This window comes from Conexibacter sp. CPCC 205762 (genome assembly GCF_030646155.1).
Taxonomy (GTDB): domain Bacteria; phylum Actinomycetota; class Thermoleophilia; order Solirubrobacterales; family Solirubrobacteraceae; genus Conexibacter.
Map to the genome: position 1 here is coordinate 318,102 of NZ_JAUTDN010000002.1, position 20,660 is coordinate 338,761.

General features: G+C 73.3%; 19 protein-coding genes, 2 tRNA genes and 1 other RNA gene. 15 read left to right on the forward strand and 7 right to left on the reverse strand.

Annotated elements, in window-relative coordinates:
• Positions 1-10: 10 nt before the first annotated feature.
• Both Q7L73_RS03600 and Q7L73_RS03605 read right to left on the reverse strand, forming a co-directional pair.
• On the reverse strand, positions 11-697 hold the full coding sequence (locus Q7L73_RS03600; RefSeq protein ID WP_304686511.1) for a YceH family protein: 687 nt from the start codon (positions 695-697) through the stop codon (positions 11-13).
• A 10-nt stretch (positions 698-707) separates the two neighbouring features.
• Positions 708-833, reverse strand: coding sequence for a DUF480 domain-containing protein (locus Q7L73_RS03605; protein ID WP_304686516.1), 126 nt, complete (start codon positions 831-833; stop codon positions 708-710).
• 73 nt (positions 834-906) lie between these two features.
• On the opposite strand from Q7L73_RS03605, the gene Q7L73_RS03610 reads away from it, so the two are divergent.
• The 3 genes from Q7L73_RS03610 to Q7L73_RS03620 all read left to right on the forward strand — a co-directional run bounded on the left by Q7L73_RS03610 (position 907) and on the right by Q7L73_RS03620 (position 2,591).
• Positions 907-1,221: a hypothetical protein gene (locus Q7L73_RS03610; protein WP_304686523.1), complete on the forward strand. Its 315-nt coding sequence runs from the start codon at positions 907-909 to the stop codon at positions 1,219-1,221.
• 9 nt (positions 1,222-1,230) lie between these two features.
• Positions 1,231-2,430 (forward strand): aminopeptidase, encoded by a 1,200-nt coding sequence (locus Q7L73_RS03615; RefSeq protein ID WP_304686529.1) that lies wholly within the window; start codon positions 1,231-1,233, stop codon positions 2,428-2,430.
• A 72-nt stretch (positions 2,431-2,502) separates the two neighbouring features.
• A tRNA-Ser gene (locus tag Q7L73_RS03620) sits at positions 2,503-2,591 on the forward strand.
• Positions 2,592-2,914: 323 nt separating this feature from the next.
• Here the strand turns inward: Q7L73_RS03620 and Q7L73_RS03625 are convergent.
• Complete coding sequence (locus Q7L73_RS03625; protein ID WP_304686535.1) at positions 2,915-3,142, reverse strand: hypothetical protein; 228 nt, start codon at positions 3,140-3,142, stop codon at positions 2,915-2,917.
• 64 nt (positions 3,143-3,206) lie between these two features.
• Positions 3,207-3,884 carry a sterol desaturase family protein gene (locus Q7L73_RS03630; RefSeq protein ID WP_304686548.1) on the reverse strand — a complete coding sequence of 226 codons (678 nt, stop codon included), beginning with the start codon at positions 3,882-3,884 and terminating at the stop codon, positions 3,207-3,209.
• Positions 3,885-4,090: 206 nt separating this feature from the next.
• On the opposite strand from Q7L73_RS03630, the gene Q7L73_RS03635 reads away from it, so the two are divergent.
• Positions 4,091-4,918, forward strand: coding sequence for a hypothetical protein (locus tag Q7L73_RS03635; protein WP_304686554.1), 828 nt, complete (start codon positions 4,091-4,093; stop codon positions 4,916-4,918).
• Between the two features lie 280 nt (positions 4,919-5,198).
• Here Q7L73_RS03635 and Q7L73_RS03640 read toward each other — a convergent pair whose 3' ends face one another.
• Together Q7L73_RS03640 and Q7L73_RS03645 are read right to left on the reverse strand one after the other, a co-directional pair.
• The gene (locus tag Q7L73_RS03640) at positions 5,199-6,407 is read right to left on the reverse strand and encodes a hypothetical protein (protein ID WP_304686559.1); all 1,209 of its coding nucleotides are present in this window, start codon (positions 6,405-6,407) and stop codon (positions 5,199-5,201) included.
• Between the two features lie 139 nt (positions 6,408-6,546).
• Positions 6,547-6,618, reverse strand: a tRNA-Val gene (locus Q7L73_RS03645).
• Positions 6,619-6,728: 110 nt separating this feature from the next.
• Between Q7L73_RS03645 and Q7L73_RS03650 the strand changes: the two genes are divergently transcribed.
• The 11 genes from Q7L73_RS03650 (at position 6,729) to Q7L73_RS03700 (ending at position 18,760) form a co-directional block, all read left to right on the forward strand.
• Positions 6,729-7,979, forward strand: a complete 1,251-nt coding sequence (locus tag Q7L73_RS03650; protein ID WP_304686562.1) for a nucleotide sugar dehydrogenase — start codon at positions 6,729-6,731, stop codon at positions 7,977-7,979.
• Positions 7,976-8,908: an NAD-dependent epimerase/dehydratase family protein gene (locus tag Q7L73_RS03655; RefSeq protein WP_304686563.1), complete on the forward strand. Its 933-nt coding sequence runs from the start codon at positions 7,976-7,978 to the stop codon at positions 8,906-8,908. The genes Q7L73_RS03650 and Q7L73_RS03655 overlap by 4 nt, the downstream gene beginning before the upstream one ends.
• Before the next feature lie 78 nt (positions 8,909-8,986).
• An RNA gene (ffs, locus tag Q7L73_RS03660) (signal recognition particle sRNA large type) lies at positions 8,987-9,252 on the forward strand.
• Between the two features lie 56 nt (positions 9,253-9,308).
• A complete protein-coding gene (locus Q7L73_RS03665) occupies positions 9,309-10,403 on the forward strand; it encodes a GNAT family N-acetyltransferase (RefSeq protein WP_304686564.1) in 1,095 nt (364 codons plus the stop codon).
• A gap of 15 nt (positions 10,404-10,418) precedes the next feature.
• Positions 10,419-11,612, forward strand: a complete 1,194-nt coding sequence (locus Q7L73_RS03670) for a glycosyltransferase (RefSeq protein WP_304686565.1) — start codon at positions 10,419-10,421, stop codon at positions 11,610-11,612.
• Entirely contained in the window at positions 11,609-12,376 is a 768-nt protein-coding gene (locus Q7L73_RS03675) for a polysaccharide deacetylase family protein (RefSeq protein ID WP_304686566.1), read from the forward strand. The genes Q7L73_RS03670 and Q7L73_RS03675 overlap by 4 nt, the downstream gene beginning before the upstream one ends.
• A 34-nt stretch (positions 12,377-12,410) precedes the next feature.
• A complete protein-coding gene (locus tag Q7L73_RS03680) occupies positions 12,411-13,595 on the forward strand; it encodes a glycosyltransferase family 4 protein (protein WP_304686567.1) in 1,185 nt (394 codons plus the stop codon).
• A 38-nt stretch (positions 13,596-13,633) separates the two neighbouring features.
• On the forward strand, positions 13,634-15,190 hold the full coding sequence (locus Q7L73_RS03685) for a division plane positioning ATPase MipZ (protein WP_304686568.1): 1,557 nt from the start codon (positions 13,634-13,636) through the stop codon (positions 15,188-15,190).
• Between the two features lie 2 nt (positions 15,191-15,192).
• Positions 15,193-16,593 carry an O-antigen ligase gene (locus Q7L73_RS03690; protein WP_304686569.1) on the forward strand — a complete coding sequence of 467 codons (1,401 nt, stop codon included), beginning with the start codon at positions 15,193-15,195 and terminating at the stop codon, positions 16,591-16,593.
• Positions 16,590-17,615 carry a glycosyltransferase gene (locus Q7L73_RS03695; RefSeq protein WP_304686570.1) on the forward strand — a complete coding sequence of 342 codons (1,026 nt, stop codon included), beginning with the start codon at positions 16,590-16,592 and terminating at the stop codon, positions 17,613-17,615. Before Q7L73_RS03690 ends, Q7L73_RS03695 begins: the two co-directional genes overlap by 4 nt.
• Entirely contained in the window at positions 17,612-18,760 is a 1,149-nt protein-coding gene (locus tag Q7L73_RS03700) for a glycosyltransferase (protein WP_304686571.1), read from the forward strand. The genes Q7L73_RS03695 and Q7L73_RS03700 overlap by 4 nt, the downstream gene beginning before the upstream one ends.
• A 14-nt stretch (positions 18,761-18,774) precedes the next feature.
• Here Q7L73_RS03700 and Q7L73_RS03705 read toward each other — a convergent pair whose 3' ends face one another.
• Positions 18,775-20,523 carry a hypothetical protein gene (locus Q7L73_RS03705; RefSeq protein WP_304715482.1) on the reverse strand — a complete coding sequence of 583 codons (1,749 nt, stop codon included), beginning with the start codon at positions 20,521-20,523 and terminating at the stop codon, positions 18,775-18,777.
• Between the last annotated feature and the right edge of the window lie 137 nt (positions 20,524-20,660).

Genomic DNA, 20,660 nt, shown 5'->3' on the forward strand with positions numbered 1-20,660 from the left:
CTACTGGGCGTCAGGCGCCGAGCGCCTCCCGCAGCTCCGCCAGCTCGCGCTCCAGCGCCTCGAGCTTGCGCTCCAGCTCGTCGATCCGCGCGCTCGTGGCCGGATCCGGACCGGCCGGGGCCGGCGGCGGAGCGGGCGCGGGAGCGAGCGCAGCCGGGTGGGCGGGCGCGGCCGCGTACGAGGGCGCCGGACCGGTCGCGACCGTCTGCGGCTCCTCGCCGCCGAGCAGCTGCTGGTAGCGCTCCTCCTTCTGCCCCGGACGGCGCTCCAGCCGCGCGACGCGGTCTCTGCCGATCAGCGACTCGAGCGTCGCGTGGACGGCGGCGAGGTCGTCGAAACGGTGCAGCCGCTCGACCCGCTGCTTCAGCTCGCCGGGCGTCTGCGGGCCGCGCAGCATCAGCACGGCGAGGATCGCGATCTCGTCCCGGCCGAGCCCGAGCGCCTCGTCGAGCAGGTGGCGGTACTTGGCCGCACGGCTGCCGTGGCCGCTCGTGAGGCGGGTCCAGCCGCGGCGGTAGAGGTGCTGGAGCGCGTCGCGGATCGCGTTCTCGTCGTAGTCGACGACGGGGTCGCGATTGGTCGACTGGTTGCAGGCGAGGCGCAGCGCGTTGAGCGAGAGGGGATAGGCGTCCGGCGTGGTCCGCTGCTTCTCGATGAGGCAGCCGAGCACGCGGATCTCGACGGCATCCGGATCCATGCGCGGGAGACTACGGCAGCGCGGGCGGGCGCACGAGGCGCCGCGCGTTGAGCGAGAGGGGATAGGCGTCCGGCGTGGTCCGCTGCTTCTCGATGAGGCAGCCGAGCACGCGGATCTCGACGGCATCCGGATCCATGCGCGGGAGACTACGGCAGCGCGGGCGGGCGCACGAGGCGCCGCGCGGCCCGGATCGGTAGCGTTCCCTCCCGATGTCTCGCCGTCTGCTCCCACTCGCGCTGCTCGCCGCGCTCGTCGTCGCCGGCTGCGACTCGGTCGAGAAGGCCGACATCACGCCGGAGCAGCGCGCCGCGCGCGTGCAGCTGATCAGAGCCGCCGACAACTTCGACGACCAGGATCTCGCGCGCCTCTGCAGAGGCCTCTATCCGTCGGACTTCCTCACGAAGCCGGGCGACTACCCGGACGAGAAGAAGGACCACAGAGCGCCGTCGGCCGCCGACAGAGACAGACTGGCCGGCCTCGTCGCCAGAGCCGGCTGCGACGTCCCCGCGCCGATGAACAAGTAGGCGGCTGCGATGTCCGACGCCACGACGCTGCAGCGCCTCGCCGACCTGCTCGTCGGCTTCGGCGCCAACGTCCAGCCGGGCCAGATCGTCGCGGTCAGCTCCGAGCTCGGCAAGGAGCCGCTGACGCGGGCCGTCGCCGCCAGCGCGTACAGACACGGCGCGACCTTCGTCGAGGTCAGCTACTCCGACATCCACGTCCGCCGCGCGCGGATCGAGTACGGCTCCGACGAGGCGCTGGAGACGGTGCCGCCGTGGCTCGGCGAGCGGATTCTCAGACTCGGCGACGCGCGCGCCGCCCGGATCGCGCTGACCGGCCCGGTCGAGCCGGGCCTGCTGGAGGACCTCGACCCGGCGCGCGTCGGCAGGGACAAGTCGCAGGCGCTGCGCGAGGCCGGCAAGGTCGTCAACGAGCGCACGACCAACTGGACGATCGGTCCCTGCCCGACGCAGGCCTGGGCCTCGCTCGTCCACCCCGAGCTGGAGCCGGAGGCGGCGCTCGCGAAGCTGTGGGAGGAGATCGTCCACGTCTGTCGCCTCGACACCGACGACCCGGTCGCGGCCTGGAGAGAGCGGATGGCGACGCTCGTCGGCGTCAGCGGCCGGCTGACGACGGCCGGCTTCGACGCGATCCACTTCGAGGGGCCGGGCACCGACCTGACGATCGGCCTGCTGCCGAGCAGCAGATGGATCTGCGCGGCCTTCGAGACCGCTGACGGGATCCCGCACGCGCCCAACCTGCCGTCGGAGGAGGTCTTCACGACCCCAGACCCGCTGCGCGCCGACGGCGTCGTCCGCTCGACCAAGCCGCTGCTGATCGGCGGCGCGACGATCAGGGGCCTGACGGTCCGCTTCGAGGGCGGCCGCGCGGTCGCGATCGACGCCGAGCAGGGCGCCGAGACGCTGCGCGAGATGACCTCCCACGACGACGGCGGCGCCCGCCTCGGCGAGCTGGCGCTGGTCGACGGCGAGGGCCGCATCGGGCCGCTCGGGACGGTCTTCTACGACACGCTGCTGGACGAGAACGCCGCCAGCCACATCGCGCTCGGCCGCGGCTTCGACTTCGCCGTCGGCGAGGACGACGTCGAGCGCGTCAACGACAGCCTGATCCACATCGACTTCATGATCGGCGGCGACGACGTCGACGTGACCGGCATCACCGCCGCCGGCGAGCGCGTCCCCGTGCTCCGCGGCGGCGCCTGGCAGCTCTAGCCGCACCTGCCCCACCCGACGACGCCGTCGGCGCCCGCCCTGTACCCTTCCTGCTCGCCGTACCACTTGCCTGGAGAGGTGCCGGAGCGGCTGAACGGGCACGACTGGAAATCGTGTGACCGGGGTAACTCGGTCCGAGGGTTCGAATCCCTCTCTCTCCGCTTAATTCCCGCAGGACGTCGCCGATCGCGGCGTCCTCGATTGCGAGCAGCAGTGCATCGCGGTGACACCTGAACGAGCCGCTGGCGTCCCGGCTCCGCAAGGGGAGTTGGAACCGGGACGCCGCAGCGCGGCTGTCGTCGTACCCAGCGGGTGTCCGTCGTGGGGGAGACGACGGCGTGGCGTTCGCAATCGGCCCGCCGGTGCCGGGCTCGACGACGTGGTCGACGCTACCCGACTTCCGGAGCGTCGCCAATGGCGATGGCGCGGGCGGTGGCACTGACGACGTCGGCACAACACGCCTGTGGGAGGTGAGCCGGCGGGATCAGCGCACGATGCGGCGCTGGAGGGCGCGTTCGATCCGCTCGACGCGGACCCTCAGCTCCTCCAGCTCACGGTCCTGGCGCTCGACCTGAGGCAGTCTCGCGCTCTGCGCCAGCCGGGCGATCGTCGCCTCGCGGATGTACTGCGCGGTGGCGATGCCGTCCCGCTCGCAGACCTCCTTCAGCTGGGCCCATGTCTCGCCCGAGAAGCGAACCGTGGTCGTGTGCACCCGTCCACGGTAGACAGGGAATCGCCTGCTGTGGGCGGCGATATCGCCTGTCGTACGACGAGCGCTATCGCTCTGTTGTATTCCGCCGCGTCGCTGAGGTGGCGGTGCCGAAAATGTTGTCCCAGAAGGGCGCGCTGACGCCGTAGCCCTTGTCGTGCTCCTTGAAGTGGTGGCGCATGTGCGCCTCGTGGAGCTTGCTCAGCAGCCACCCCTGCGGCTTGCGCCCACCGGGCAGGTGGTGGAGGTAGTAGTGCGTCAGGTCGTAGAAGAGGTAGCCGCCCCAGAAGCCGGCCGACGCGGCGTAGGCGGCCGGGGTGCCGAGCACGAGCAGGAAGAGCGCGAAGAAGAGCGCCGCCAGCGGCACGCTGACCGAGGGCGGCATCACGAGCCGCAGCGGATCGTTGGGATGGTCGTGATGGACGCCGTGGATGATCCAGTGCAGCCGTGCACCGATGCCCTGGTCGGGCTCGAAGTGGAAGACGATGCGGTGCAGCCAGTACTCCGTCAGCGTCCAGAAGAGGTAGCCGCCGAGCACGAGCAGCGGGATCTTCCAGAACGCGAGCTGGCCGAACGAGAGCACGAGCGCGATCGCGATCGCGGGGCCGAAGATGAACGCCGGCACGCTCCAGTGGACCCGCGACAGTCTGTCGAGCAGGTTCGACTCGAACATGCGCGGCGACGCCTTCAGGACCTCGGACCGTCTGAGGCCGGTGAGCTCTTCGCGGCGCGGATAGCTCGCCATCGTCGATCACGCTCCTTTCGTCGCTCGTTGGGGGCAGCGCGTGAGGGCGCCCTAACGATACTCCTCGCGCCGCCGCAGAACGGCCGCGTGGAACTTACGCACGGTAAGCCGACCCTATCGGAATCGGCTCTCCGCTTCGCTCAGGGCGGCACATGCCGCCGACCAACTTCTCACACGGGCCGGCGGGCAGCGGTTACGCTTGAGACATGTCTGTTTTCAAGACCGCTGGGGTGACCGTGGCGACGGCGCTCGCGTTCGCGGCCTGCCTGCTGGCCCCGACGCTCGCCGGCGCGAGAACGTCGGCCGCGCTCAGCGGCGCGGTCACGCCCGCGATCACCGGCTTCCCGACCACGCCGCAGAACGTCAGCCTGACGCTGGAGGGCCGCGTGGTCGGCGACGACATCGACGGCGCCTACCCGGCGACGACGAGAAGGATCACGCTCTGGTTCACGCACGGCGCGCGCGTCAACGGCAGATGGTTCGCGAGCTGCAGAGCGGCGCGGCTGATCGCGACGAGAGGCTCCCGGAGCGCCTGCCCGAAGGCATCGCGGATCGGCGGCGGCTGGGCCTTCGGGACCGCGATCAGCGTGACGGCCAGACTGCAGATGGAGGTCTACAACGGGCCCGGCGGCAGATCGATGCTGTTCTACTTCCATGCCACCAACCCGGTCGAGATCAGCGAGCTGATCGACGCCAGATTCGAGCAGCTGCGCGGCAACCCGAGATACGGCTTCAAGCTGACGCTGCCGGTCCCGCCCGGCCTGCAGGAGATCTCCGACGGCATGGTCACGTCGCTGAGACAGTTCAAGGCGACCGTCGGCGGCGCGACCGTGAAGGTGAGAGAGCACGGTCGCACCGTCAAGCGCGGCTACATCGAGGCGATGACCTGCCCGCCCGGCGCGCGCGTGATCGTGCGCGGCCTGTTCGAGTTCAACGGCGGCGTGCCGTCGCAGACGGTCGACAGCTACCTCGGCTGCGGTCAGGGGCCGCCGTTCGCGCCCGAGTTCCCGCCCTCGGTCGCCGGCTCGGACTGAGCGGCGGGCCCGCGCGACGGACGAGGCGGGGCCGGCCCCGGAAATCCCGGCCCCGCCGCGTCGCGCGCATCCCTCCGAGAGAACCCGCGACGGACCACACCGCAAGAAGGGCGAAGGGCCGGGTCCCGTTGCCTGGACCCGACCCTTCAGAGGAGGAGATGGACAGGATGATGCGGCAGCGGCGCGGCTCTCACCTTGGCCCGATGGCGAAGGTTCCGGCCGGATCTTTCGCCGTGCCGCGTTCGCGGCCCGCGCGCGTCGCCGGCGCCCGGCCGCGCCACTACGATTGCGCGCAATGGCCCCACGCTCCCCCGCCGCGCCTGTCGCCGGCGCTCGCAGATGGCTGGCCGCCGTGCCCGGCTGGGGCGCGATCGTCGCGATCGTCGCCGCGCTGCTCGCCTTCGTCGCGCTCACCAACCGCTGGATGGGCTTCTTCGCCGGTCTCCGCTACGCCCACGGCGACGACGAGTACGCCTACCTGAAGCTCGCGCACGCCTTCCCCGGCTTCCCCGACGAGCGAATCGCCGACCAGCACGCCCAGCGCTGGGCCGTGCACTGGGTCGTCGGCGGGCTCGCGGACCTGACGGGCGGGTCGGCCGAGGATGTCTACCGCGTCTGTGCCGTCGCGCTCGCCGTCGCGCTGCTGCTGGTCGCCGCGACGGTCCTGCGGCGGATCGGCGCGAGCACCGCGACGACGCTGCTGGCGCTCGCCGTCGTCGCGCTCAACCCGTATGCGCTGCGCTACTACGGCCTCGAGCCGGCCTACCTCGCCGACCTCGTCTTCGACCTCTCGATGGGCCTGCTGCTGCTCGGCATGGCGCTGCGGCGGCTGCCGCTCGTGCTGGCGGCGCTGCTGCTGGCGACGATCGGGCGGCAAACGGTCTTCGCGGTCGCGCCGGTCGTCGCGCTGTGGCTGCTGATCGCGCCGGAGTGGCGCGAGGCGCGCGGTCCGGCGCTGACGGTGCGCGGCGCGCGCCGGCCGCTGCTGCCGGCGATCGCCGCGCTGCTGGTGACGGTCGTCACCTACTACGTCATCACCCGCGTCGCGGCCGGCTTCTCGAAACCCGGCGTGAGCTTCACGAGACTGACGATCCTGGAGGCGGTCGGCGACCTGCCCGGGACCGCCTCCGACCTCGCCAACCACTTCGCCCACACCGCCAACGCGCTGCTGGAGATCGCCGCGCTGCTGGCGGCGACGCTGTGGGTCGCGCGCCGGCGCCTCACGCAGCTGCCGTCGCTGTTCTGGGGCAGCCTCGCCGTCGGAGCGGCGATCGTCGTGCTCGCGGCGCTGCTCAACCCGGACCCGATCTACAACGACTACTCCTCGACGAACGAGCCGCGGCTCGTCTCGCTCGGCCTGGTGCCGCTGGCGGTCGCCTTCGCCAGCGGGCGCGGCTGGCTCGAGCGCGAGACCGCCGCGCGTCCGCTGGCCAGCTCGCCGGCGCTCGTCACGGCGCTGCTCGCGCTGCTCGCGCTCAGCTCGCTCCACCACATCTACACGTCGATCTCGACCGGCTCGAAGGAGGCGACGCTGGCGCTGGAGCTGCTGACGGCGGTCGGCCTGCTGGCGCTGCTGCTGCGCTGGGACGGCAGAACGACGAAGGCCCGCCGGGGCGGGCCTTCGGGGATGGGCGCGGGTGGTTTCGAACCACCGACCTCTCGCGTGTGAAGCGAGCGCTCTCCCACTGAGCTACGCGCCCTCGTCCGAGGGATCGTAGCGGCGCGCGCGATTCGATGCCCGGCCGGCCGCCCGGCCATCCGTCCGGAACCCGGTGTCGAGTCGGTCCGCGATGTCGTACGATTCCGCGCCATGACCGTGGGAATCGTGGGACTCGGCTACGTCGGGCTGCCGCTCGCCGTCGCCTTCGCCGAGGCCGGCGACGACGTGATCGCCGTCGACGTCGACGCGCAGCGCGTCGCGACGATCGCGGCGGGCGTGTCGCTCGTCGAGGACGTGCCGTCGGAGCGGCTGGCGGCGCTCGGAGACGCGATCTCGGCGACGACCGAGTACGCCGCGCTGGTGAGAGCGGACGCGATCCTGATCTGCGTCCCGACGCCGCTGACGGCCAACCGCGAGCCCGACCTCGGGCCGCTGATCGGCGCCGGCGAGGCGCTCGGCCGCGTGCTGCGCGTCGGCCAGCTGGTCGTGCTGGAGTCGACGACCTTCCCGGGCACCACGCGCGACACGCTCGTGCCGCTGCTGGAGGCGCGCTCGGGCCTGAAGGCCGGGCGCGACTTCAACGTCTCCTTCTCGCCCGAGCGGGTCGACCCGGGCCGCACCGACTTCACGCTGCGCACGACGCCGAAGGTCTTCGGCGGTCTCACGCCCGAGTGCACCGCGCGCACGCGCGAGCTGTACGGCCGCGTCTGCGACGAGCTGGTCGAGGTCTCGACGCCCGAGGCGGCGGAGCTGGCGAAGCTGCTGGAGAACATCTTCCGCTCGGTCAACATCGCGCTCGTGAACGAGATGGCGATGCTCGCCGACCGCATGGGGATCGACATCTGGGAGGTCGTCGACGCCGCGGCGACGAAGCCCTACGGCTTCATGAAGTTCCTGCCCGGCCCCGGCATGGGCGGCCACTGCCTGCCGGTCGACCCCTTCTACCTGTCCTGGAAGGCGCGCGAGTACGACTTCCAGACCGAGTTCATCGAGCTGGCCGGCAAGGTCAACCAGAACATGCCGTACCACTGCTTCGAGCGCGTCGAGCGGATCCTCAACGACGCCGGCAAGCCGGTGAAGGGCTCGCGCGTCGCGATCCTCGGCGTCTCCTACAAGGCCGGGATCGGCGACATCCGCGAGTCGCCGGCGCTGAAGCTGATCGAGCTGCTGAACCAGCGCGGCGCCGACCTCGGCTACCACGACCCGCACGTGCCGGAGCTGACCCGCCAGGGGCTCAGATCGCAGCCGCTGGAGCAGCTGCTGGACGGCACCGACGTCGCGGTGATCGTGACCGCGCACCCGAGCGTCGACCACGGCGCCGTCGTCGCGAAGGCGCCGCTCGTGCTCGACCTGCGCGGCGTCACGCGGGCGGAGGCGGCCGAGACCGCGGTCCGTCTGTGAAGGCGCTCGTCACCGGCGGGGCCGGCTTCATCGGCTCCAACGTCGTCGACGGCCTGCTCGCCGCCGGCCACGAGGTCGCCGTCCTCGACGACCTCTCGACCGGCACGCGCGACAACCTGCCGGCGGAGGCGACGCTGCACGAGGCCGACGTCGCCGACGTCGCGGCGGTCGCGGCCGTCTTCGCGGAGGAGCGGCCCGAGGTCGTCTTCCATCTCGCCGCGCACATCGACGTGCGCGTCTCGGTCGAGGATCCGCTGCGCGACTCGGCGATCAACGTCGGCGGCACGATCAACGTGCTGAGAGCCGCGCTCGAGCACGGCGCCCGCCGCGTCGTGCTGTCGTCGACCGGCGGCGCGATCTACGGCGAGACCGAGCTGATCCCGACGCGCGAGGACGCGCCGATCCGCCCGCTCGCTCCCTACGGCCAGTCGAAGTTCTCGGCCGAGGGCTACTGCGCGCTGTTCACGCGCCTGCACGGCCTCTCGACGATCTCGCTGCGCTACGCGAACGTCTACGGCCCGCGCCAGGACCCGCTCGGCGAGGGAGGCGTGGTGGCGATCTTCTGCGGCTGCCTGTCCAGCGGCGCGACGCCGCGGATCTTCGGCGACGGCCTGCAGACGCGCGACTACGTCTTCGTCGGCGACGTCGTGCGCGCGAACCTGCTCGCGGCCGCCTCCGATGCGACCGAGCCGGTCAACATCGGCAGCGGCGTCGAGACGACCGTGCTGCAGCTCGCTGACGAGCTGCGCGCGCTCGGCGATGGCGAGCGGCCGTTCGAGCCGCTGCACGAGCCGGCGCGCGCCGGCGAGGTGCTGCGCAGCGCGCTCGACGCGACGCGCGCCGGCGAGCTGCTCGGCTGGCGCGCCGAGGTCGGCCTCGCCGAGGGCCTGCGCACGACGCTCGCGCACGTCGCCGCCGGCGCCCGCTGAGCCGGCCGGCGGCGCGGGCCTGCGCGGCACCGCCCAGCCGCGCGCCGTGGCGCGCCCGCCGCTATGATCCCCCGCGGACCGTGCTAGGCGGGGCATTAGCGGCGCCCTGAATCTGCAATCCGCTCTAGCAGGGCTGAATTCCCTTCCGAGGGGCGCAGGCTTTCGAGGCAGCGCGTCGTACGGAGGCGTTGATGGTCAGGTCCCGCGCGATGACGGCCCGCGAACCAGGTCAGGTCCGGAAGGAAGCAGCCTTAAACGGTCACCGTCATGCGTTGCGGGAGTGCCTGTCCGGAGTCCACCGGCGGTAGCGAACTCGAGAACCCGCTTCGATGGAGGGTGCACGGTCCATATTTCCTCGCGCCGGGCGCTCGTGCCCGGCGCGCATGCGAACATGCCGGGCGTGGCGCACCCCTCCGCTGTCTCCGGCCGGATCGCCGTGCGCATGCTCGACGGCGTCGCCGCGCGCGACGAGGCGCGGCGGCTGTGGACGGCGCTGGAGGCCGACCTCGGCGGCGCCCCCGCGCTGAGCTGCTCGTGGGCCTGGACCGAGACCTGGCTCGACAGCTTCGGCGCCGCCGTGCCGCACCGCTTCGCCGTCGCGGAGGGCGCGATCGCGCTCGTGACGAGAGCGCCGGCCGCCTTCCCGCGCCCGCGTGCCTGGCATCTCGGCACGGCCGGGGAGCCGGCCGGCGCGAGCGTCTTCGTCGAGCGCAACCGGCTGCTGGCGCGGCCGGAGGCGCGCGCGCCGTTCGCCGCGGCGCTGGTCGCCGAGCTGGAGCGCGAGCGCGGCTGGGACCGGCTGCGGCTCGACGGCCTCCACGCCGACGACGCCGCGCTGCTGCTCGACGCGCTCGGCGGCCCCTCGCCGCGCGTCGCGGTCACGGTCGAGCAGAGCCCCGTCGCCGACCTGCAGGAGGGCGACGACGTGCTGGCGCAGCTGTCCGGCAGCCGCCGCCAGCGGATCCGCCGCTCGCTGAGAGCGTTCGGCGAGCTGAGCACCGAGTGGGCGCAGACGCCGCAGCAGGGGGCGGAGATCCTCGACGAGCTGATCGCGCTGCACCAGCAGCGCTGGACGGCCGCCGGCGAGCCGGGCGCGTTCGCCGACGCGCGCTACGTCGCCTTCCATCGCGCGCTCGTCGCGCGGCTGCTGCCGCGCCAGCAGGTCGCGCTCGTGCGCGTGCGCAGAGCGGCCGACGGCGAGACGGTCGGCTGTCTCTACGGCCTGCGCGACGGCGACCGCCTCTGCTTCTACCAGGGCGGCCTGCGGCAGTACGACGACAACCGCCTGCGCGCCGGCGTCGCCGGCCACATCGCCTTCATGCGCGCCTGCCGCGAGCACGGCCTCGCCAGCTACGACTTCCTCGCGCCGGCGACGCGCTACAAGAGCGAGCTGGCCGCGCGTGAGGAGACGCTGAGCTGGATCGAGGTCAGCCGGCCGGCCGCCTGGCGGCTGCGGCTCTCCGACGCGACCCGCGCCCTCCGCGCGAGGCGCTAGATTCCCGCGCCTTCGATGCGTCTCGCCGTCTACACCGACTACGCCTACCGCCGCCACGACGGCGCCGTCTACGCCGAGCGCGCCTTCGCGCTCTTCCTCGACGCGCTCGCCGAGCGGCTCGACGGCCTCACGCTCGTCGGCCGGCTCGACCCGCGGCCCGGCAGCAGCCGCTACCGCCTGACCGACGCGGTCACGTTCGTGCCGCTGCCGTTCTACGAGACGATCACGCGGCCGCTGTCGGCGGCGCGCGGCGTCGCCGGCTCGCTGCGGACGTTCGCGCGCGCGCTCGACGACGCCGACGCCGCCTGGCTGCTCGGCCCGCACCCGGTCGCGCTGCTGTTCGCGCTCGTCGCGCTCGCGCGTCGCAAGCCGGTGATCCTCGGCGTGCGCCAGGACACGCGCGCCTACCTCGCCACGCGCCATCCCAGCAGACGCTGGGTGCGAGCGATCGGCGAGCTGCTCGACGGCGCCTGGCGGCTGCTCGCCAAGCGCGCCCCGGTCGTCGTCGTCGGGCCCGAGGCGGCCAGCCACTACGCCGCCGCGCCGCGCGTCCTGGAGGTCGCGATCTCGCTCGTGCGCGACGCCGAGATCGCCGGCAGAGCGTCCCGCGAGGACTGGGACGCGCAGACGCTCGACGTGCTCAGCGTCGGCCGCATCGACACCGAGAAGAACCCGCTGCTGCTGGCCGACGTGCTGGCGCTGCTGGTCGCGAGAGACCCGCGCTGGCGGCTGCGGATCTGCGGCGAGGGGCCGCTGCGCGACCAGCTCGAGCAGCGGCTCGCCGAGCTGGGCGTCGCCGGCCACGCCGAGCTGCTCGGCTACCTGCCGCTCGACGGCGGCCTCTTCGACGCCTACCGCGACAGCCACGCGCTGCTGCACGTCTCCTGGACCGAGGGGCTGCCGCAGATCCTCTTCGAGGCGTTCGCCGCCGGCCTGCCGGCGGTCGCGACCGACGTCGGCGGGATCCGCGCCGCCGTCGGCGAGGCGGTCGAGCTGATCGGAGCCGGTGACGCCGAAGCCGCCGCGCGCGCGCTGGAGCGGCTGCGCGACGACGAAGCGCTGCGGGCGCGGCTGGTCGCGGCCGGCAGCGCGCAGGCGCGCGCGCACACGCTGGAGGCCGAGGTCGGGCGGGTGGCGGAGTTCGTCACGGCCGCGGCCGGCGGACGCGGCGCGGGCGCGGGCGCGCGCGGGCGCGAGGGCGCGCGATGAACGAGACGATCTCGCTCTGCTATCACGGCGTCAGCCCGAGCTGGCCCGACGCGATGGCGGTCACACAGCAGCAGCTGCACAGCCAGGTCGCCTGGTTCATGCGGCGCGGCTACCGCCCCGTGACGGTGCGCGAGGCGGCGCGGCCGGGCGGCGGCAAGCGGCTCGCGATCACGTTCGACGACGCGCTCCTGTCGGTCCACGAGCTGGCGCTGCCGGTGCTCGAGCGGCTCGGCGCGATCGCGACCGTCTACGCGCCGTCGGTGCCGATCGCCGAGCAGACGCCGATGGCGTGGCCGGAGGTCGCGCGTCACCTGCAGACCGAGCACGCGCGCGAGCTGGAGCCGATGACGGCCGGGCAGCTGCGCGCGGTCGCCGCGCAGGGCTGGGAGGTCGGCTCGCACACGCGCACCCACCCGTGGCTGCCGAGAGTCGCCGACGACGGCGAGCTGCGGCACGAGCTGGAGGGCTCCAAGCGGGAGCTGGAGGCGCTGCTGGAGCTGGAGCTGGCGACGCTCGCCTATCCCTTCGGCGCACACGACGAGCGCGTCGCCGCCGCGACCGCCGCGGCCGGCTACGAAGCGGCGGTGACGCTGCCGGTGCGGGTGCCGGCGTGGCCGGCGCAGCCCAGCGCGCACGAGCTGATGCGGCTGCCGCGGATCGGCGTCTACCGCGTCGACGAGTGGCGCCGCTTCCGCGTCAAGGTCGCGCGGCCGGTGCGACTCCTGCGCGCCAGCTCGCTCTGGGATCTGGTGAGGCGGGGCTGAAGGTGGGGACGATCCCTGCCGATATGGAGCGCATATGCGCATCGCCGTGATCGAGCCGGTCCCGTTCGGGGGCCTGCTGCACTACGCCACCCAGCTCGCCGACGCGCTCGCCGAGCGCGGCAACCAGGTCGACCTGATCTGTGCGCGCGACAACGAGCTGGCGAGCCGCTCCGGCGCCGCCCGCCGGCGTCCCGTGCTGCCGCCCGGCGCGCCCGCCCACAGCGGCGAGCCGACGCGCGTGGAGGCGACGCTCCGGCGCGCCAGAACGGCCGCGCGGCTGGCACGCACGTGGGGCCGGATCGTGCGCGAGGTGCGCTTCGGCGGCTACGACGCCGTGCTGCTCAACGGCAGCCTCGACCTGTCGCTGACCGCGCTCGGCGCGCTCACCGTCACGAAGCTGAGAGGCAAGACGCCGACGTCGCACGTCTGCCACAACGTGCGCCCGTTCAACCGCTGGGGCGGCAGCGAGCTGTTCGTCGAGGGCGGCACGACGATGAAGCTGCTCGCGCGCGCCTACCCGAGCTTCGACTTCCTCTTCGTCCACGGCGAGAGATCGCGCGCCGAGTACCTCGAGACCTACCCGCCGACGAGACTGGTCGTGATCCCGCACGGCGACGAGCGGATCTTCGAGGACGGCGAGGAGCCGCCGCCGCCCGCGGGCGAGCCGCGCATCCTCTTCTTCGGCGCCTGGCGCAAGATGAAGGGCCTGCCGGTGCTGATGGAGGCGTTCGACGCGCTCTCCAGACGCCGCCCCGACGCGCGCCTGACGATCGCCGGGCCGCCGGTGCCCGAGGAGGGCGAGTCGGCGCGCGTGATCCCGTGGGCCAGCGGCCACGGCGACTCCGTCGAGGTGCGGCCCGACTACGTCCCGCTGGAGCAGGTCCCGGACCTGTTCGGGCGCGCGCGCGTCGTCGTGATGCCGTATCTGGCCGGCTACCAGAGCGGCGTCGTCCACCTCGCGATGACGATGCGCCGCGCCGTCGTCGCCAGCGACGTCGGCGACCTGCCGGCGGCCGTCGCCGACGGCGAGACGGGGATCGTCGTGCCGAAGGGTGACGTGCCGGCGCTCGTCGACGCGCTCGACCGCGTGCTGGGCGATCCCGCGCTCGCCGAGCGGCTCGGCGCCGCCGGTCGCGAGCGGGTCATGAACGGCTCCGGCTGGCCGACCGTCGCCGAGCAGGTCGAGGCCGCGCTGCGTGCGGCGAAGGAGGCGCAATGAGCGAGAAAAGGCCTGCGTATACTGCCCGAAGAACGTTTGTGGCAGCGAGCACACCCTCCCTCACGACGGGTCGCGCCGAAGGCGCTTTCGGGCCCTACTGGCGCGCCGTCCGGCATCACCCGCTGCTGGTCGGCCTCGTGCTGCTCGCGACGATCGCCGCCAGCGTCGTCTGGCTGGAGCGGCGCACGCCCAGCTTCGACTCGACAGCGCAGATCCTCGTCACGCCGACCGCCGGCGACGCCGCGACCGCCGGCCTGCCGATCCTGACCGACTCGGTCGACCCGACGCGCACGCTGCAGACCGCCGCGACGATCCTCGACTCGCCGAAGGCCGCCGTCGTCGCCGCCAGAAACCTGCCCGGCTGGTCCGTCGGCAGACTCCTCAACGCCGTCAGAGTCAGCGCGCAGGGCGACTCCAACGTCGTCGCCGTGACCGCCACCTCCGACAGCGAGGCGTCCGCGATCGCCGCCGCCAACGCCTACGCGCCAGCGACGCTGGAGGTCCGCGGCGACTCGCTCAAGCAGCAGGTCGACGCGCAGGTCGCCGGCCTCAGAGCGCGCCGCGAGGCGCTCGGCGACGCCGATCCGACGACCTCGGCCAACCTCGCCGCCTCGATCGCCGAGCTGGAGACGATCCGCGACGGCCGCGACCCCAACTTCTCGCTGCTGCAGAGCGCGACCGGCGCGCAGGAGACCGGCGCGTCGAAGAAGCTCGTCGTGATCCTCGCGCTGATCGGCGGCGCCGTCATAGGCGTCGGCGCGGCGCTGCTGCTGGAGCAGCTCGACCGCCGCATGCGCGACGAGGACGCGCTCGTCGAGGTCTACCCGCTGCCGGTGCTGACGCGCGTGCCGGTCGTCCGCCGCCGCAAGGGCGAGACGCCGCCGCAGCTGCGCGAGGCGTTCCGCACGCTGCAGGTGCAGCTCGACAACGAGCACGACCGCACGCCGGTCGTGATGTTCACGAGCGCCTCCGTCGGCGACGGCAAGACGACCTCGGCGATCGAGTTCGCCAGCTCGCTCGTCGCCTCCGGCCTGCGCGTCGTGCTGCTCGACCTCGATCTGCGCAAGCCCGACATCGGCGCCCGCATCGGCGTCCGCTCGGACGTCCTCTCGCTCTTCGGCAGCAACGTGCGGCTGACCGACTCGCTCGTCGAGGCGCCCGGCCGGCCCGACCTGCTCGTCTTCAGCGCCCAGCCCAGCGGCGACATCTCGCCGATGCTGGCCGCGCTCTCGCGCCAGCTGCCGGAGCTGCTCGCGCAGGCGCGCGAGATCGCCGACTGCGTCGTCGTCGACACCGCGCCGCTCGGCCGCGTCTCCGACGCGCTGCGCGTCGTCACCGTCGCCGACGACGTGCTGCTGGTCGCCCGTCCCGGCAACACCGACCGCAACGACCTGCAGGTCGCGCGCGAGCTGCTGGAGCACATGGGCGTGACGCCGACCGGGCTCGTCGTCGTCGGCGGCAGCGGCACCTCCTACGGCGGCTACTACGGCTACGCGGGCGACGGCCGCGGCGACAAGCAGCTGCCGACGCTCAGCCCGCCCGCGGACGGCGGGCAGCGCGCCCGCCGCCGCGACGAGGCCGACGCGCTGCCGTAGCAATGCTCGGCCTCGGCGTCCAGCGGCGCCCGCTCGCCGGCTCGCAGGGCCTGGTCGTCGCCGTCGGCGCGGCCGCCTTCGCGCTCGCCGCGATCACCGGCGTGCTGCTCGTGCACCAGCCGAAGCTCGGCCTGCTGGTGATCGGCGCGGTCGTCTTCCTGCCGCTCGCCTTCCTCAACCCGCCGCTGGCGCTGGCGGCGTGGGCGACGTCGGCCTTCATGACGTCGATCCCGGCCTTCGGCCAGGCCTCCAACCGCTCGCTCTACCTGCTGTTCATCGTCTGGTTCGGGATGCTGTTCGCGCGCGACGGCGCGCTGCGGGCGCGGGCGCGGCGGCAGATACCGATGCTCGGCGGGCTGGTGCTGTTCATAGCGTGGGTGCTGCTGTCGCTGCTGTGGGCGCCGTCGCCGGACCTCGTCAAGGACACGGCGATCAACTACGTCCTCTCGGCCGGCGTCTTCCTGCTCGTGACGACCTTCGTGCTGGAGCCCAAGCACGCCCGCTGGATCGCCGGCGCCTACGTCGCCGGCACCGCGCTGTCGGTCCTCTCCGGCGCCGCGACCGGCGGCCTCAGCACGAGCGCGACCGACCTCGACACCTCCAGCAGCGTGCAGGGCCGCCTGCAGGGCGGCGTCAGCGACCCCAACTACCTCGCGGCCGCATGCGTGCCGGCGATCATGCTCGCCGGCGGCCTCGCCGCCAAACGCGGCCAGCCGCTGGTGCGCTTCGCGCTGATCGTCGCGATCGGGATCCTGGCGATCGGCCTCGCCGCGACCGAGTCCCGCGGCGGCCTGATCGCGGCGGCGATCGTCTCGCTCGGCGCGCTGCTGTTCTGGCGCGGCAGACGGCTGACGGTCGCGGTCGTGATCGGCATCGTCGCGCTGGGCGCGGCCGGCTGGTTCGCCGCCTCGCCGTCGTCGTGGCAGCGGGTCACCTCGGCGCAGGACGGCGGCAGCGGCCGGACCGACATCTGGCAGGTCGCCTGGCGCGTCGTCGAGGCGCATCCGCTCGACGGCGCGGGCCTCGGCCAGTTCCCCGTCGTCTCGCAGAACTTCATCCGCGAGCCGGGCGCGCTCAGCCGCGCCGACCTGATCGTCGACAAGCACATCGTCGTCCACAACGCCTACCTGCAGCTGTGGGCCGAGACGGGCGCGATCGGGCTGTTCCTGTTCCTGCTGCTGGTGGTGCGCTCGATCCTCTCCGCCCATCGCGCGGCCGACCGCTTCGAGCGCCTCGGCGACCTCGACACGGCGACGCTCGCGCGCGCGGCGATGCTCGCGCTCGTCGGCGCGCTGACGGCCTCCTTCTTCCTCTCCAACATCGACGACCGGCGCTTGTGGATCCTGATCGCGCTCGGTCCGACGCTGCTGGCGATGACGCGTCCCGAGGAGATGCGGACGTGAGCGCGAATCCCGCAGCGATGCCGACCGTCAGCGTTCTGATCCCGGTCCTCAACGAGGAGAAGCACATCCGCGACACCGTCGCGACGATGCTCGCGCAGGAGCTGCCTGAGGGCCTGACGCTGGAGCTGGTCTTCGCCGACGGCCGCTCAGACGACCGCACGAAGGCGGTGCTGGAGGAGATGGGGCGCGACGATCCGCGGATCGTCGTCGTCGACAACCCGGCGCGCACGACCGCCGCCGGCCTCAACGCCTGCCTGCGCGCCGCGAGCGGCGGCTACGTCGCGCGGATGGACGCGCACGCCTGGTTCCCGGCCCGCTACCTGGCGGCCGGGATCGAGCGGCTGGAGCAGGACGACGACGTCGTCTGGGTCGCCGGCCCGGTCGTGCCGAGAGGCAGCGGCGGGATCCGCGCGTCGGTCGCCTACGCGCTCGGCTCGCGGCTCGGCGTCGGCGGCTCGTCGAAGTGGCGCATGAACGCCGAGGGCAGACCGGCCGAGGAGGTCGAGCTCGACACCGGCGTCTTCGCCGGCGTCTGGCGGCGTGAGACGGTCGACCGCCACGACGGCTGGGACGACGGCTGGCCCGTCAACCAGGACTCGGAGCTGGCGGCGCGCGTGCTGGCCGAGGGCGGCCGGATCGTCTCGCGCGCCGAGATGGCCGCCGAGTATCTCCCGCGCGACAACTTCAGAGCGCTCTGGCGCCAATACTGGCGCCACGGCTTCTACCGCGCCAAGACGGCGACGCGCCACCACGGCACGCTGCGCAAGACCCACTTCCTGCCGCCGGCCGTCGCGCTCTGCCTCGCCGGCGCGCTGCTGGCGCCGACGCGCACGCTGCGGCGGCTGGCGCGGCTCGGCGTCGCCGTCTACGGCGGCGCGCTGGGGCTGCAGGCGCTCGACGCGGCGCGTGAGGTGCCGCTGAAGGTCGCGCTGCCGCTGCCGGCGGTGCTGGCGACGATGCACGTCGCCTGGGGGCTCGGCTTCATCGCCGGCTGGGCGCGCTTCGGCCTCGCGCGGCCGTGAGCGGCGCCGGCGTCGCGCGCGGCGAGCGGCCGCGGATCGTCCACGTGATGGGCTGGGAGTCGAAGCAGTACGGCTCCTTCGAGCGCTTCCTCGTCGCGCTCACGCGCCGCTGCGCCGAGCTGGGGGCGGAGAGCCACCTCGTCTTCCACGAGCCGGTCCGCTCGCAGGCGTTCCTCGCCGACGTCGAGGCGGCGGGGATCCACGTCGTGCCGGAGGCGCGCCAGGTCGGCGACCCGCAGAACGTGCTGCGGCTCGGGCGGGTGCTGCGCGGCGTCGGCGCGACCCACCTGCACGCCCACTTCGGCTACGACTCCTACAACGCCCTCTGGGTCGCGCGGCGGCTCGGCGTCGAGCGCCGCTTCACGACCAAGCACATCGTCCCGGCGACCTCGTGGAAGCAGCTGCCGGGGCCGCGTCATCGCTGGCTCGCGCGCCAGGTCGAGGTCTTCTGGGCCGTCTCGGAGTGGGTCGCCGAGCAGCTGCGCGCGCTCGGCGTGCCGGACGAGAAGCTGGAGGTCGCCCACCTCGGCGTTGACCCCGGCGCCTACGCGCCCGACCCTGTCCTGCGCCGCGCGACGCGCGCCGCGCTCGGCGTCGACGACGCGACGCGGCTGATCCTCTGCGCCTCCCACCTGCGCCCCGGCAAGGGCACCGAGCTGCTGCCGGGGATCGCCGCCCAGCTTGCCGCCGACCCCGGCGGGGTCGTGCTGCTGGCCGCCGGCGACGGCGCGCTGCGCGGGCAGATCGAGGCCGAGGCGGCCGCGCTCGGGCTCGGCGAGGACCGCTTCCGCCTGCTCGGCGTGCGCGAGGACGTGCCGGCGCTGCTCGCCGCCGCCGACCTCTTCCTCTTCCCGACGCAGGCGAACGAGGGGATGGGGCTGGGCGTGCTGGAGGCGATGGCGGCCGGGCTGCCGGTCGCCGGGACGGAGGTCTCCGACATCGCCCGGCTCCCGCGCGACGTCGTCACGCTCGTCCCGCAGGGCGAGCCGGCGGCGCTGGTCGCGGCCTGCCGCAGCGTGCTGGCCGACTCCGACGACGCAGCCCGCCGCGGAGCGGCGGGCCGGGAGCTGGTGATCGATCGCTTCTCGCTCGCGAGCGCGGTCGAGCAGCACGTGGCGCGGTACTTCGCGCCGCCGCCGCGCTGACGCGGCGCGTTCGCTCAGCGCTGCTTGGCGCCGACCTTCTTCGCCGAGACCTTCGTGTTGCCGCCCTTCTTGGCGGGCTTCTTCGCCTTCGCGCCGCCGGCGACCGGGCTCGGCGGAACGGTCACGCGCAGGTACTTGGCCCAGTCGACGCCCGAGGACATGTTGTAGGCGTAGGTGCCGGCCCAGCTGCCGGTGCCGGTCTTGATGCCGACGCTCTGCGAGAAGCTGACGAGCGGGTCGCTGGAGCCGAAGCTGGTGTAGGTCGAGCCCGACTCGAACTGGAATGCGAAGCCGGAGCCGCCGGTGTCGCCGACGTAGCCGCCGTAGGTCGCCAGCGCCGTCAGGATCGTCTTCTTCCAGGCGGGGACCGACAGCGCGTTGATCTGCGTCGCGGTCATGTTGAGCTGGAAGCGGGCGCCCATCGGGGGCGCGCCGGCCTCGTCAGCGGCCGAGCAGCGGGCGCCGCCGTGCGAGGCGGGGAAGACCCAGGCGCCCTGCGAGCTGGACGGGGCGGGGGTCGTGTTGTGGCCGAAGCCGCTCGTGCTGGAGGTGCATCTGACGACGATGAAGAGGGCGTGGTTGATCTTGCCCGCGGCCAGCTCCTGGGCGCGGATGACGCCGGCGAGGTTGCCGAAGTTGGAGGCGGTCGCCTTGCTGTCGATGCCGTCGCCGTCGATTCTCGTGCGGCCGCCGATCGAGAAGGTCAGCGTGCCGCCGCCGGCCGGCTTGTCCTGCACGCGCCAGAAGTCGTACTCCCAGCCGTCGGGCTGCACGACCGTCATGTGGCCGTCGTCGCCGAGGGCCGGCTTGGCCTCGGTCGGGATGCGGATTCTCATGCCTTCGAGGTAGTTCTTCGTGCCGGACGCCTTGAGCGTGTAGATCGGGTCGGTCGGCTGCGCGTAGTAGGTCGGGTGGGCGTAGTCGAGCGTCGAGCCGGAGGAGCCGGCGATGATGTTGCCCGGCAGGCCCCACGAGAGGACCTCGCTGACGATCCCGGCCGAGTTGCTGTGGACGGCGGCGTTGCCGATCGTGCGGTTGAACGGCGAGCTGTCGGCGTAGGGGCGCCAGTTCGCGCCCGGCCAGCTGTTGACGCCGAAGCCGTTCCAGCCCTTCGCCTTGCCGGCAGTAGCGGGGTCGGCGGGGGTGGTCGGGGTCTCGGTCGCCGGCGGCGGGGTGGTGGGCGTCGTGGTGGTCGGCGGCGTCGTCGGGGTGGTGGTGACCGGCGGCGTCGTCGGGGTCGTCGTGACCGGCGGGGTGGTGGGGGTGGTCGTGGTGGGCGGCGTCGTCGGCGTGGTGGTCGTCGGCGGCGTCGTGGGCGTGGTGGTGGTCGGCGGGGTGGTGGGGGTGGTCGTGGTGGGCGGCGTCGTCGGCGTGGTGGTCGTCGGCGGCGTCGTGGGCGTGGTGGTGGTCGGCGGGGTGGTGGGGGTGGTCGTGGTGGGCGGCGTCGTCGGCGTGGTGGTCGTCGGCGGCGTCGTCGGAGTGGTGGTGGTCGGCGGCTTGGGCGGCGTCGCCGGCTTCGACGGCTTGGTCGGGCGGCGGTAGCGCGCGCACTTGGCGCTCGGCTTGCCCTTCTTGACCGCGGCGGCGCACGCAAGCGCCTGCTTCTTCGCGGCCTTCTTCTTTGCAGCGGCCTGCTTGGCGGAGACAGCGCTCTTCCCGGTGCTGGCCGCTCCGGCGGGCACCGTGGTCAGGCTCAGTGCCAGCGCGACGATCGCGCAGAGGCTGAGGAAGACGGAAAACGGCGAACGACGAGCGACGAGCATGACGCGCTGAGCCTCCTTGGCTGTTGTCAGTGCGTGCTCAGACCCCTCCGCCTGGCCGGTGGCCGGTCGGGTGCTGCGAGAGAGGAGGTTGGCGGCTGCGGCGGGGGTGAACACGCCGGAGTCATCGGGACGCCCGG

Bases quoted from the DNA above. Each gene is read 5' to 3' on its own strand.
- Q7L73_RS03600 (WP_304686511.1), bottom strand. From the start codon at position 697: ATGGATCCGGATGCCGTCGAGATCCGCGTGCTCGGCTGCCTCATCGAG.
- Q7L73_RS03605 (WP_304686516.1), bottom strand. From the start codon at position 833: ATGGATCCGGATGCCGTCGAGATCCGCGTGCTCGGCTGCCTCATCGAG.
- Q7L73_RS03610 (WP_304686523.1), top strand. From the start codon at position 907: ATGTCTCGCCGTCTGCTCCCACTCGCGCTGCTCGCCGCGCTCGTCGTC.
- Q7L73_RS03615 (WP_304686529.1), top strand. From the start codon at position 1,231: ATGTCCGACGCCACGACGCTGCAGCGCCTCGCCGACCTGCTCGTCGGC.
- Q7L73_RS03630 (WP_304686548.1), bottom strand. From the start codon at position 3,884: ATGGCGAGCTATCCGCGCCGCGAAGAGCTCACCGGCCTCAGACGGTCC.
- Q7L73_RS03635 (WP_304686554.1), top strand. From the start codon at position 4,091: ATGTCTGTTTTCAAGACCGCTGGGGTGACCGTGGCGACGGCGCTCGCG.
- Q7L73_RS03650 (WP_304686562.1), top strand. From the start codon at position 6,729: ATGACCGTGGGAATCGTGGGACTCGGCTACGTCGGGCTGCCGCTCGCC.
- Q7L73_RS03670 (WP_304686565.1), top strand. From the start codon at position 10,419: ATGCGTCTCGCCGTCTACACCGACTACGCCTACCGCCGCCACGACGGC.
- Q7L73_RS03675 (WP_304686566.1), top strand. From the start codon at position 11,609: ATGAACGAGACGATCTCGCTCTGCTATCACGGCGTCAGCCCGAGCTGG.
- Q7L73_RS03680 (WP_304686567.1), top strand. From the start codon at position 12,411: ATGCGCATCGCCGTGATCGAGCCGGTCCCGTTCGGGGGCCTGCTGCAC.
- Q7L73_RS03690 (WP_304686569.1), top strand. From the start codon at position 15,193: ATGCTCGGCCTCGGCGTCCAGCGGCGCCCGCTCGCCGGCTCGCAGGGC.
- Q7L73_RS03705 (WP_304715482.1), bottom strand. From the start codon at position 20,523: ATGCTCGTCGCTCGTCGTTCGCCGTTTTCCGTCTTCCTCAGCCTCTGC.